This window comes from Pelagicoccus sp. SDUM812005 (assembly GCF_031127875.1).
In the GTDB taxonomy this organism is placed as follows: Bacteria; Verrucomicrobiota; Verrucomicrobiia; order Opitutales; family Opitutaceae; genus Pelagicoccus.
Window position 1 is genome coordinate 36,361 of sequence record NZ_JARXIA010000030.1, and the last position, 14,383, is coordinate 50,743.

The following is a 14,383-nucleotide window of genomic DNA, read 5'->3' on the forward strand; positions in this document are numbered from 1 at the left end:
TAGGTGTTGTTTGTTGTTTAGGTAGTAAGGGAATTGGCTGCGGCAAGGGATGGCTCCTATGAAGGGATGCTTGCGCTATCTAGAATCTAATTAAGCGAAAAGGGCGCTGATCAGGAATATCCTGATCAGTGCTGCATTTGAATCGTATCCGAGGAACGACTACTCGAATTTGAAGGTGTCGATGCTGTACTGTTTTTGGCTCTTGTTGACGAATACGAGGTACAGGTCTGCCGTTCCGGACGGCACGGATGTGAGATCCACCGTGTAGGTCTGGTATGTGTTGCCGCTGCCAGGTATCGGATCTACGGATACCGTTGCGATCAGCTCGCCCTCTGGACTTCCGAGGCGGAACTCCACGTCCCCCGCGGATGCGGAGGCCGAGTTGGCGGTGAGGGTTACGGTACTCGCTGGCGAACCGAAGCGGAAGGCTCCGAACTTGACCCATGTACCGCCTCGGACCTTGCTCAATACGCCATTGAGCGGAGCGATGCGGCTTGGGTCCTCAGGATGCGATTCCTGGTCGTAGGCGGCCGCATTGATTAGCGTGCCGACTTCGGACGGGGTGTAGTCGTAGAAGACGTGCAGCATCGGCGTTGTTCCAGACGATTCACGGCTGTCGATGAAAGTCTGTGCGTTCTTGTTGCTTTCGTCGATGAGGGCGAGGGTCAGCTTGCCGTCGAGCAGGTTCGCGTTGACGGACGTGGAGACGTCGAGGCTTTCGATCGATTCCTCCAAGAGCTGGAAGGTGAGCTGGCCTTCCAGTATCGCGTCGGGATCGAGGATACTTGCATCCGTCAACGCGGCATCGGATACGCGGCTCCAGCTTAGGTTGTCTTCGTTCCAGTCGTCATTGGTGAGTCCATACACGTTTATATCGATCGAGCCTGTGTTTTCGCGCATGCTGCCTCTCAAGTAGAGATCAGCGGAGAGCACTTGCGTGGCGGGGATTTGATCGAGATCGAACTGCAGGTAGCTCACGCGATCGAAGGCAACGTTTCCGGTGTCCTTGACTGCGAGGCGCGTCTCCTTCGCGTACACGTTATCGGTATTCGAACCGCCTCGGATATAGCCGTCGGCGTGGGTGAATATATCCAGTTCTCCAATACCGCCGACGCCCTCCTCGAAGGTGAATCGACTGAGCTCGAAGCCGCCTTGCGGGAAGACGAGATAGAGGTCATGTACGCCGCTTACGCGGTCGAGGGCGTCGGTAGTGAAGACCTCGAACACGCCTGGGGCTGTCATAGCGGGACGACGCACGAGCATGATCTGACGGTAGTCGATCCAGCTTAGGTCGCCTGACCTGAGGAGGTCACTGCCCGGTCCGGTGGGGAGGATTTCGACGCTGCCGAGGAGCGGGCCGTCGGGCGCGATCTTGCGCAGCTCGACGGAGGTGGCCTGGAATCCCTTGTTCGCGGCCAAGATCGAGAAGGAGGAGACTCCGTTGCCGAAGTCGAAGTTCTCGAACTTTATCCAAGTACGGGGCCGTATCGAGGTAACCTCGTCATCCCTTACTGCGATGAAGGTGTCGTTGGCAGGATGGGATTCTTCGCTGAAGTCGGCTGCGAAGATGGTTTCCCCGGGCTTGCCGGAGGTCGTTTCCAGCTTGGAAACGCTTACGGGAGCGTTGGAGGCGATGGCTGGTTCTTGGCCGGGACGGAGGATGACGTTCGCGGAGATCGCTTCGCCGGAGGTGGAACGTACTACGTCGCGTCCAAGGCTCATAGCGGAGGCGTCGCCCAGGTAGAAGGTACGTTCCTGGTTGGCCTTTTCGCTGATGATGCCGAATCGACCTTCGAAGGTGATGCCGCTCTCGAGGTCCGTGTAGGTTCCGTGATCGGGGAGGGCGAAGATGTGGTAGGTGGCGGCGAGGCCGTCTACCATTGTCTGTACCCGAATGCCAACTACGGTACCGTTGTCTTCGATTTCCTCGACGGATTGTACTACGGGAGCCTTGCTCTCGAAGCGGGGCTCGAAGACGGCGCTGAATGGCTGGCTCCAGGCTTCGCCTTGCTTGCGTATGACAAGGGTCGGCGTGGGCTTGGTGTTGTAGCCGGGCACGGTTTCAGTGGTCTTGGGCGAATCGACGGTGGTGTACTCGCGTCGGGCATGGCCGGGGATATGCATCTCCATGTAGCCCTTGCCTCCAGGGAGTCCTTCGATGACCCAGCGAGCGGCGACGTCGCCGGGGAATTCTCCTGAAGTCTCGACGTTTTCGAAGTAGCGCCATCCGGGCTGCTGGTAGTCGTCACCGACGTCGCTTTGGTATCGATCGGGGTCGCTGCTGAGCGGGATTGGGTTTCCGTTTTCGTCCCTCACCTCGACGCGGTCGCCGATATTGTGGTAGAGGTAGTCGTGGTATTCGTTTTCCAATGACGAATCGGAGCGGAACAGGTCGACGTAGAAACCGCTGTCTTCGCCGGTACGGATCATGGCCATGGTTCGCAGCTGTGTGGCTTCCGCTCCCTCTCCCGCATTGTCTAGGAAGGAGGTGTGGGTGAAGGAGATGTCAGGCGAAAGGGGGGCCTGCTTGGCCTTGGGCTCCATGGCTTCGATCACTACGTTGTTGGTGCCGAGCTTCGACCAACCGCCTTCGCCGCGCGAGGCGCCGTTGACGATGATGGTGTTGTGAGCGGCCCAGTTGCGGTAGTATTCAACGTGCTCTGGGAGGGCGTAGTTGACGTGGCCGGGATCGACGCCGAGGACTTCGCCGAGTCCGTAGAGTTCCATGTTCATGCCGCCGGCGTGGGCGTGCACGAAGTGTCCGCCGCCGACGTGGTACATGAGGCCCTTTTGTGGGTCGCCGTCCGCTGCTTCGTTTCGCTGGATGGCAATGGTGGCGAAGGGGAGCGTATCGGCCCGCGGCAGTTCGACCTCCGTTGGGGCATGGCTGACTTGGTCCGCGTACCAGAGCAGCTGCAGCGGCGCGTGGTGGGGAGAGAGCGTGTCGTACTCCTTGAGTTGGCTGCGATCGTGCTCTCCTCTATCGATGCCGTTGGCGATGAGGCCTCCGAGCTTGTCGGCGAGTTCGGCGTTTCCGTTCTTGAGAGCATGCTGGTAGGTCAGCTCGTAGTCATGGTAGGGGGCGTCGAGCACGCGAGGGCCGTCGCCGAAACGGATGAATTCGCCGTTCGGGAAGGTCAGCTCCCGGATGCGAGGCAAGGCGTCGGGAAGTTGTGGATACGTTTCGTAGAGGCCGAGGCTTGGATCGTAGCGATCCAGCAAGGTCATGGCGTAAACGGACCAGTTGGCTACGGCGTTGGAGTACTGCAGCGACTCAGGCCAGATGTTGCCATCTGCGTCGTGAGCGGCGGCGAAGAGTCCCACAGGTCCTTGGCGCGGGGTACCGTCGGTGGTGTGCAGGCTTACGATTTCCGCGCGCAGCTCTGGATCGTCGAGGGCGAGGCCGTTGTGCAGGAGGCTGGGAGTCATAAGGACCGACCAGTTATTGTCGCGGGTCCCGTGCTCGAGGGTGAGCTCGGTGAAGGTCTTGAAGACCCACTGGGCGTCATCCCATGCGAAGGGAGTCAGTCGGCCAGCCTTGACGTCGTAGACGAGGTGGCCGTCGAAGAGCCAGTCGTAGAGGTAGTCGTAGACGATGGGAAGCTGGATGCTGATTTCGCGAGCTTCCTTGAGGTGGTCGTCCTGCAGGAGCCAGCCGCCGTTGCCGACGGAGGACGAGGGCTCGAGGCCGGTGTAGCCCTCGATGGCGTTTTGCATGATGTCCGCGCCGAGGCGAGCGTAGCGTCCATCTTCCGTGAGGTGGTAGAGGACAGCGGCATCTAGAGCGACGTTGAGCTTATCGCGTAGTGGTCCACGGACTACGCTTTCGACGGTGGAATGGACCGGGTCTGCGTCATCCCAACTGAGCGGCAGTTCGCGCAGGTAGGCGTCTCTGTCGGTTTCGTAGGCGGCGAGCTCGTCCGCGATGCGGTCTTGCATGCCTTGGAAGACGCTAGCTGCCCAGTCGTTGTTCTCGATCTTGGCCAGGATGGCGGCGCGTTCGCTGTCGCGGGTCCAGATGAAGGGACGTTCGAGGCGAACCGGCGGCTCGTAATGACGAACCTTGAGGGTTGGAGCGTTTTCGCTTTCGGAGCTTTGGATGCTGACGAGGTCTTCGTTTTGGTCGCCGCCAGAAAGCAGGAAAGTGACGACTGCGTCGGCCCCCGCTAGCTCGACGAAGCTAGTGACGTCGAGTTGTTGGTAAGCCCCTGTCCTGTCGAATGACATCGTGCCGAGCATGGTAGCTCCAGCGCCATCGACGACGCCGTTGTTACTTTCATGGTTGGAGGAATTGTTCCAAGTGAGGGTAGATTCGTCCCAATCGTCGTTGAGCAGACCCCATACCTCAATGCTCTTAGCTCGATCCTGGTTGTTGCTGCCATAGAGGGAGAGGACGACGCGGTTCAGGGGAGCCCTACGAATGCTCTCCAAGTCGAACTTGAGGTAGGTCATGTAGTCGTTCCAAGGCTTCTCAGCGTTGCGAACGCGCATACTGGTCTCTTCGCCGTAGTTGGTATCCTTGAAGCTGCCGGCACGGATGTGGGCATCATCGACAGCATTGAAGTCAGTATTGATCGGGGCTCCGAGTCCGCCTTGCGCAGAGTTGATGGTGATCAAGACGGTGTCTTCGTAGGTCTCCTCGCCGGCTACGACGGTGAGCTTGAATTCGTGAACGCCGACGAACAAGTCGAGCGAGAGTTCGAGTCCGGTGCCTACGACTTCGCCGTCCTTAGTCCAAGTAATGCTCGAAGGGGTGATGTCGTCGCGGAGGATACCCGAGAGTTGGACGGTCTGGATACCGTCTCCGTCTTCATCTTCGATAGTTTTAGCGGCCCCTGCAAAGAGAGCTTCCTGTCCGTCGATGTTAAGATCGATGACCTGGAGGTAGGTCGTGCGTTCGTCGCCAGCGCCCGGTACCTTCAAGTAGTAGTAGAGTTTTCCATCGTATACGTGTGCCACGCCTTTGTCGAAGGTGAGTCCCTCCGTCGGTTGGTAGACGGTCTCCCAGTTGTTGGTACCGCCTTCGGTGCGCTGCACGAAGGGGCGTCCACCTTTGAGAGTGATCATGAAGATGTAGTTGCCTGATGCATACAGACTATTGCCGCCGGCAAAATCATCCGTGACGATGAACTCACCCTCGCCCCGTGGGCGGTAGGCGTGGAGGTACACCGTTTTGTTAATCTCTCTATCGATGACGCGAGCGATAATATGCTCGTCGCCGCGATCGGTCACGTTGAAGTCGAAGTTACCGACCATGTAGGCTTGGTTCTTTTCGGTGGTATCAATCCAGTCTCCTGGCTCGAAGACCTTCATTATTTCCGGATCCAAGCGCGGGATGTCGAAGGGTTCGCCCTTGTAATTCTTCCAATCGCTCTTGCCGTCTTGGCTATCGGAGTAGGCGTAGTATGCGCCATTCTGATACAGGTAGCGGTCGTTGTTGTTAGATGATCGCTTCTGGAAGGCCACGCGTACCTTGCCGTTTGCGTATTTCATGGATCCGTAGACGCCGTAGTTGAAGTCGAGTCCCTTTCTGCTGGCGTTGTTTTCGTGGATACTCGTTTGGTTTTCCCACTTGGAGACGCCGTCGTATTTGGAGTATATCCATCTTCCGTTGTTGGACGAGCCTGCGCGCATGTAGAAGAAGAGGTCGCCTTCGTCATTGAGGAAGAAAGTAGGATAAGTAAGACCGCTCCAGAGATTGTGGTTCTCGGTCCCCGTCATGGTGAGATGCTTGTAATCGCCGTCTGGAGACTTGACGAACTTGTCCAGTGTGAACTCCTCGTCGGGCACTTCAGCCGCTCCGTCGATGGAGTAGCTGTAGCGGAAGTAGTCATTGGAGAAGGAGCCATCGGAGGGCCTGGTCCTTGAGTAGGCGTGCATGTCGTAGAGCAGGTGGATGGTGCCGTTTTTCGGACTGATGCCTACTGCTATGGTGTTGTGGGTCTCGCCGATCCAGTATTGGTTCAGGTAGCCGGTATGGCGGTGTGGGAACTCTATGGTCGCCATGGAACCAGTCTCTGTGTTGAGACGGGTGAGCATGACATGGCGATTTTCCTTTCCGCCGCGGTACCAGGTCATGAAGACATACTGTTTGTAGACCTTGATACAGTCGCCGTGGGGCGTGAGGGCGTTGCCGAAGAACCAATCGTAGCCGTCTTCGCGGTTCGGGGTACCGTTGGGGACCTTCTTGCCGTCGAAGAACATGACGTTGTCTGCGATCACCATCTCCGAGAGCAGCGTCGCTTGGTTGGGAGCAGTTCCGGTATCTCCTCCTCCGGTATCTCCACCGCCGGTGTCTCCGCCGCCGCTATCACCTGAGTCTGGGATGGAGCTGACAGCTACGTTGTCGAGTTCGATATGACGAGAATCCGTGGTGGCGAAGTTCAAGCGGAAGGTGACGGAGCTCGATGCGTCCAAGGTGCGGTCGGCCAGCTCGGTGAGATCTACGTCGATGTCGCCGAGCTCGTTTTGAGCCGAACCGGTCTGGAGGGTGCCGGAGGCGATTTGGCCAGCTGTCAATGCTCCGCCTTCCAGGACCTCGAGCGCCCAGGTGGTGGTGCCCCCGCGAGCGACGGAGTCGAAGTGGAAGCCGGTGAGCTCGACATCGATGCCGTTGGGCTCGGTGACGACGAAGTCGATGGAGCGTTCGCCTGCGCCGGAGCTTCGAGAGCCGGTGTAGTGGAACGAGGCGTCGTTTGGCTCGGTCGCGGGCAGGTGAGTCGGGTCTGCAGGGGCTAGCTCAGCCGAGAGGCTGCCGAAGGTGCCGTCGTTGCTGCCGGCTCTGAACTCTTGCTTCCATGCGGAGTTGTTTTCAACCAGGCCAGCGAGTCCATCCTGTAGGGCGGCTTCGGGGGCATCCCACCGATCCCAACCGACGAATGCGGGTTCCGCCGGTGGAGTCGTTTGTTCTGTGGCGCTGATGCCGACGTTGTCCAACTCCATGTACTTGCTGCCGACTGACTCGAAGGTCAGGCGGAAGGTCACGGTGCCGTCGGCTTCCAGATGGCGGTCCGCAAGGCCGGTGAGGTCTACATCGACGTCGCCCTTCCAGCCGGGGCCCCATCCGTTTGCCATCTGGCCGGTGGCGACTACTCCTGCTGTGAGGGCTCCGCCATCGACGACTTCCAAGGTCCAGGATGCCGTGGGCGATCCATTTCTTTGGATGGCATCGAAGTGAAAAGCCGACAGGTCGTAGCCGGTTCCGTTGGTTTCAGTTACCGCGAAGTCGAGAGACTTTGCTACATCCGTTTTAATGCGGTAGCCCGTGTCGTTGAAGCTATCATCGGAGCCGCTTGTGATATCTGCTGCGGCAATATCGGCTGATAGGCTGCCAAAAGTGCCGTCCTCGCTGGAGCCTCTCCAGTTGTGGGTCCAGCCTGCATCTATGTTTGCGGTTGCTCCGGTCGCTCCGTTTTCAGTGGTCGCTGGCGAAGAGGCCGCATCGCTGGTCCATTTCTCCCATCCGACAATCAAACGAGGATCAGCAGGGTTGTCCTCGCCCGTCTCGGACTCCTTCTCGATAATCTCGACTTCGTTGATGCTGACCCAATCGTTGGAATAGCCGGTGGCTCCGGTTACGGTGAGCTTCAAGTACTGGGCTTGAGTTGTTTCGAAGCTATGCTCGAAGGGGCCTGTTCCAGCTCCCGTGCGGCTGGCGACTTCTACGAAGCCGTCGGTGGGCGAGTTGGAGAGCTCGACCGTGTAGTGGTAGGCTCTGCCTTGGTAGGTGTAGATCTTGACGCCTTCGATGTTCCTTGTGGTTCCGTAGTCAAGTGTCACGGATTTTGGATACACCTGGGCACTCCAGCGGTGGTCGTCGTCGGTGAAGCCGTCGAAGAGGTTGGAGGCTGGGTTTCCGTCTTGTTCGCCGTCGACGGAGGCAACGGATACGCCTTCTTGCGGAGTGCCGTCTGGGGGAGTGTCGTCAGGAGGCGTGCCTGTTCCGGAGATTTCGAGTGAATCGAAATTGAAGCTTCCGGCTTCGGAAGCGAAACGAAGGGTTTGTACGCCCTTTTCGAGCTGGATCGTCGCGGTGCTGGTACGGAAGGCGGTGAGGTTCGGGCTCTTGGTAAGGTCGATGGTAGCCAAGGTCGAAGCGCCGCTCGTTACCTTCATCTTCGAATTGGCGGTCGGCGCAGCGGTGCGGACTTCGACCGTGTAGTTGCCGGCGTTGGGCGCGTCGACCGTGTACTCGGCGTACTGGCCAGGGGCGAAGCGATTGAGGTAGAATACGGAGTTGCTCCAGCGCGTAACCTTGGTGCTGCTGCTCTTGGTGGTGAAGTGCTCGGCTTCGATGAGCTTGGGAAGGGCGTGGGTTTTGGGATTCACGCGTAAGGTTTGGCTGGCTTGGGCAGGCAGGAAGTAGTCGTCGCCTTGGTCCGATACGGTGATCGTCGCTTCGCCGGGGCCGAGGAGGTGGCGAACGGTGTCGCTCCACACGATTGCCACCTGGTTATTCGGGCAGACGTAACGGAGTTTGGCGTTGGGATTGTTGCTCGTGACTTGCAGCGTGAATTCCGCGTCGCCGGATTCCTTGGCGGGAATGGCTTCGAAGGTAATCACTTGCTCGCGCTTTGGCACGGAGAGCTCGTGGCCGACGATAGGAGCGGCGTTGTAGGTTCCGTTGCCGGCTTGCAATGCGTTGATGGTGGTCTGGCCGGCGCGCTTGACGACTACCGTGTTGCCGACGACTTCAGCGACGGCGGGGTCGGAGCTTTCGAAGGTGACAGGCAGGCCGGAGCTGGCGCTTGCGTTGAGGGCGATGTCGCCGCTGCCCCAGACGTATTCAGAAACTGGAAACGAGAATTGGATTGTCTGGTTGGTCTTGGAAGTGTCGGGAGTGATGGTCAGCGAGCGAACGACGCTTGCAGCGGAGTCGAACTCGCCGTCGCCGGCTTGGCTGGCGGTGATGTTGCAGGTGCCGACGCCCATGATCTGGACCTTGTTGCCATCGACGATGCGGGCGATGTTCGGATCCGAGGAGGTAAAGGTGATGGGAAGGCCGGAGGTGGAGCTTGCGGTTAGCTCGAAGTCGTCGGCGCTTTCGATCTTGTTGGGCAGGGGATCGAAGGTGATGCTTTGCTCGGCGTAGTCGGTTTTATTGATATCGAAAACGTAGCAGTGGATGGTGACTTCGTCGCTCGCTTCCTTCTCGGCGAAGACGGCGACGATCTTGCCGTCTTCCATTTGGATTTGGCTCTTTTGCACGTCAATGCCGGTGTCGATCGCGTAGTCCGTTTGCCAGTCTAGGGTGCCCGCCAAGGCGCTTTGGACCGTCAGGCTACCGCCGCTGGAGGTGATTTTGTACATACGGTTGCCGTAGAACTCACCGAGTGTACCTGCACCCTCGAATTCGATGAACGCGCTTTCGCCGGCCTTTCTGAGATAGGCGAAGCCGTCGGTGCCTTTGGGCTTGTTTCTGAGGTAGACGTCGCCATGGGGAGACATGGCCGCGTCCGGGCCGCCAGCCCAGCCAGCGTCGTCTGGAACGCTTCGAGGGTCGGCGACCAGGAAGGGAGCGTGGTCGATAATCGGAAGCTCGTATGATCTGCCGTCTAGCGTGGTGCCGGCTCCATCCATGCGCGGTCCGAGATTAACCATGTAGTATCCTTCGTTAAGAGTCGTGGGAGACTCGGCCCATCTAACGGAGTAGACGTAGTAGAAGTCTCCATTGAGAAGGTAGGGAGCGCCGTAGGCGTAGTTTCGCTCGCCTTGAGTGACTTCGCTGCCGGTACCTTGCAGGATCATCTTCTCTTCCGACCAAGCATTGCCGTCATAGTAGCTGATCATCATGTTGCCGCCCACGGCCGAGCCCAAGCGACGTTCGAAGAACACTTCTCCCTGATCGTTGTTGATCAATTTTGGATACGTCACGCCTGTGACTTTCTTGCCGGGCACGAGGTAGTCGCGCTGGGGGAGGAAGTTTGCCGCGGTGAAGTCAGCGTCCGGCGCGAAAGCGATGTTCTTTTTGGATACGATGTAGTTCAGGTCTTCGTTGTGGTGATCGTACATGATGTGTACGGTGCCATCGATGGGGCAGACTCCGATGTTGGTGGTGAGGTGGGTGTCACCCTTTCCGCCGACGAGGCTGAGCTTGCCGGGAAGTTCGACGTGGGTCCAAGCGCCTTCGCCGATTTTCTTGCGAGAGACCATCAAGGCGCGGTCCGCGAATCCGCCTCTGTACCAGGTGTAGAAAACGTATCCATTTACTACTTTCACGCAGTTGCCGTGCGGGTTGATGGCGGCTCCGTAGTGGTAGGGCTTGGGATCGTCTGCCTTCCAGAAGAAGAGGGCGTCGTCCGTGACGGTAGAGCTTTCGTTCAGGGTAACGAGGCCAGTGGGCTCTACTTCGCCCGGCTCGTCGCCACCGCCGCCCGGTTCGCCGTCGCCTGGATCGCCGCCGTCGCCTGGATCGCCGCCGTCACCTGGATCGCCGCCGTTCGGATCGTACTTGACTGCGAGAGTCAGTCCGGCTCCGGATTCGACGTCGCTGATGATCGCTATCTTGTTGGTGGCGTTGACTCCCGCGATGACGATCGAAGCGAAGCCGTCGGCGATGTTGGCGTTGATGAAGTCGGTGGCGTCGACGGAATGGGTTTCGGTGGCTAGGTGCGAAACGACAACTGTCCCGAGGGCTTGGGCTCCGCCTGCTTCGACAGCTGCGGCGTCCGTTCCCTTGGAGGGAGCGCTGTTCCAGGTCAGCGTGTCGGCGCTCCATGCGTCGTCGCTTATCCCAAATACGGTGATGGACTCGGGAGCGGTGGCGCCTCCTACCCGGGCGTCGAAAGAGAGGGTCGCCTCGGTGACTCCGCTGGAAGGCAGGCTGCTGAGGTCGAACTTCGTGTAGGCGATCAAGTCGTTGTCGTTGTTGCCGTTGTTGCGAACGTCGAGGCGGTTGTTAACGCCATCGTAGTTGGTGTCGCCGTTGGCGCCGCCCTTGATGTATGTGTCTTCGAGGGCGCTAAGAGTTGCTTCGACGGGCTCTACCGTTTCGGTCACGGCGGTAGCGGACAAGGTGAATATCGAGATGGAGGAGGTGCTGCCGTCCTTCAGGCTGACTGCGGTCAATCGAATCTTGCTCGTCTTGATGCTGGGCAGCGGCACGGTTTGGTCGTCGCTGGGGTCGTAGCCGGTAGCGGCGGTCTGCCAAGCGCTGCCGTCCCAGTACTCGATGAGGTAGTCGCCGATACGGTCGAAGGCTTCCACGATGCGTACGGAGGTAATGTTTTTTTCCTGCCCGAAATCGAGCTCGAGCCATTGTCCGGCGCCGGGAGGATTCGAGTTCCAGCGGGTGGTGTCGTCGCCGTCGTTGGCGTCCTGGGCAGGGCGGTCCGCTTTTTCAGTGGATGCGGTGATGGTGGCGTCGGTAACGAGGTACTCTTCGGCTCCGTCGGGCAGCGGCAGCGTTACGGTTAGCGTGAACTCTGCTTGGCTATTCAGCCCGCGGCTGTCGGTCGCTTCGATCGCGATCTGGTAGGAGCCTTGGGTTAGGTGGGAAAATTCGTTTTCGTAGGCGGTCCCGGCTTGGCCCCAGATGAAGGGGGCAGTGGCGATCTCGCGAACGAGGTTGCCGTCGATGAAGAGGCTGACGCTGGTGAGGTCGCCGTCTAAGTCACCCACGTTCGCTTCGACGCTGAAAGCCTCGCCCTCTTCGATCGCGGTATCGCCAGCGGGGAAAACGAGCTCGATGTCGGGGGCGTATGCTATGGCTGTTGCTGCGAAGGTCCAAAGGGAGATGGACGAGGTGCTGCCACCCTTCAGGCTGACTGCGGTGAAGCGGAGCTTGTTTGTTTCGATATTGGGTAGCGGGATGGTTTGGTCGTCGCTGGGATCCCTGCCGCTTGCCGCTCTTTGCCAGGCGCTGCCGTCCCAGTACTCGAGCAGGTACTCGTCGATACGGTCGAAGGCTTCCTTGATCCGTACGGATCGAAGGGTGCGGACCGTGCCGAAATCGAGTTCGAGCCATTGACCGGCGCCGTTGCCGACCGAGTTCCAACGGGTGGAGTCATCGTGGTCGTTGGCGTCCTGGGCGAGCCGAGTTGGTTCGCTCGTCTTCTCGGTGGATGCGGTAATGGTGGCGTCTAGGATCGTGTACTCCACTGCTCCCGCGGGGAGGGGATTGCCTTCCACTGTTAGCTTAAAGGCCTTTTCCGCGGTGAGTCCGTCGTTGTCGGTCGCAACGACTTCGACGTCGTAGGTGCCGGCTTCGAGGCCGACGAGCTCGTATTCGTATACCGTCCCAGCTTGTCCCCAGATATAGGGAGGGCTGGTGATTTCGCGCACGAGAATGCCGTCGATGAAGAGGCCGACGCTGGAGATCGTTCCGTTGGCATCGGTGGCGCTCGCTTCGACGCTGAGGGCGGCTCCCACTTGTACTTCGATGTCGTCGGTGGGGGTGACGATTTCAAGCTCGGGGCGAATATCTGGATTTGCGATTTCGCCGGGAGAAACGGGCAGGGTGATGAGCTCGAGGGCGCTGCTGGTAGCTGTATCCAGATTGCTAGGACGACGTTGGGCGAGGATGTAGAGTGTGCCTCCGTCCTCCGCGATTTGTCCGGTCGCGTTGACGTAGTCGGCGTCGCTGGAGTAGAGCGTTTTCCAGGTCCCCCAATGGTCGGCGCCTTGGTTGGCCCCGTAGACGCGGAGTTGATTGGCGACGATGGTGACGAGGTAGAGCGTGTTGTTGGCGTCGTTGGTGGGATCGGCGTAGATCTTGGGGCGAATGCTGGAGCTGAGGGAGAGTTCGTTCTCGATAATGTCAGAGCTTCCGTCCGCCTTGTAGTAGTGGAACATGCGTTTCTGGTTCGCGTCGTTGTAGTGGCGGAAGAGCATGTGGACGCCGCCGTCCTTATCGATGGCTTGGCCGGTCTGGTTGTCGACGCGCTTGGCGTAGGGCACGTCCTTGAACTTGATATTCGGGGTGTTGAGGTTGATCGCGCCGACGGCCGCGTTGCCGAAGCGGTCATTCCAGGAGGTTCCGCCGTCGGAGCTGTAGGCGTAGTGGAGGTCGTGGTTGGTTACGAGGCCGTTTTCGGACTGGGAGTTTTCGCGATAGGTCCAGCTGATGTGGGTCTTGCCGTTGCGGAAGCCGATGTCGTTGAAGTAGGCGTTGCGGTTGCTGTTTACGTTGCCCCCGTTGTTGTTGCTATCGGGGTCGGTGTAGTTGCCGGTCTTGCCGTTTACGACGCGAAGGCGCGGGGTCCACGTTTTATCGTCGTTGTAGGTAGCGATAAAGCTGTCTGCGTTGCCGGAGCCGCCGTCGTCACGCCAGACGGCTTGCAGCTTGCCGTTGGCCCCGACCCACAGGCGCGGGTAGCAGACGCGGGTGAGATTTTCGCCGGGAGCGAGGTATTGGCGCTCCGGTTCGAAGAGGCTGACTTGAAATTCGGAGTCGGAGGTGAGGGTCGCGTCGGGGGCTTGGGTGACGACGTAGCGGAGCTTATCGGCGTGGTGTCCCCAAAGGATGTGGAGCCGCTTGTCGTTGGGCGAAACGGCGATGTTGGCGGTTCGGTGGGAGTCGGGATCGGTTTGGTCGTGGGAACTTGGGAACTCCCGCTTTAGCCAGGAATCGCTTGTATCCGTGGCGGACTTACGCGCGAGAACGAGGGAACCATCTTCGTCGAAGTAGACGATGTATATCTTGCCGTCGGCGACCAATACGGCGTTTTGCTGGTGGGCGGCGGAGTTGGAGGAGTACGAGAATTCTCGTACGCCGTTGGGGAAGAACTGGGCGCTTGCGTCGATGGGGTCGACATGAGCGGTTCCTGCATCGACCGCGAACGACGAGCTGGCGGATAGGGTCGCTAGGGCGGCGACCGAAAGGGCTTTCAGGGCTTTCTTTATCATATATACGGTTTCCCCGATTAGGCTAGGGAGGGGAAGTACTTGGGTTGAAACGATCGATCCCGTTCGTTTGTAGTAGGGTTTTGGGTACGGCTTAGCTCGAGAGCATGCGCTCCATTGCTCAATAGCTGGCTGGAAGGCAACCTGTTCGGCTAAGTAGGTAAGAGGGGGATCTTTGGGTTAGGAAGATGGACGTATTTTCCCGCCGCCTTGTCTACCTATATGGATTAAATACATATGAAATATTTGTAAACAGACGGGGGCTCGCGCTCGAATTGTTTCTAGCCTCCTGCAATACGGTTGGCCGCGAGCGCCAGCGCTGCATTTCGAAAGCAAAGCAGGAACGGCAGTCCCACCGCTTTTGGCGAAGGACCAAAAAAAAGGGTTTGGGAACGAACCCTAACCCTTTGCATAAATATAATAGAGAGACGTCGCTGCTAGCGGTTCTAGCCTAAATTATTCATGACAATTCTGCTGCGCGACCACGAATCCCGCCCGGAAGTGGGGTTGCCTTGTTTCGCGACCGAAGCGGGGTTTCAAC

The 14,383-nt window shown here is 58.9% G+C and carries 1 protein-coding gene; it reads right to left on the bottom strand.

The annotated features are described in order from the left end of the window. Positions 1-159: 159 nt before the first annotated feature. Positions 160-13,845 carry a BNR-4 repeat-containing protein gene (locus QEH57_RS23215; protein WP_309009192.1) on the bottom strand — a complete coding sequence of 4,562 codons (13,686 nt, stop codon included), beginning with the start codon at positions 13,843-13,845 and terminating at the stop codon, positions 160-162. Between the last annotated feature and the right edge of the window lie 538 nt (positions 13,846-14,383).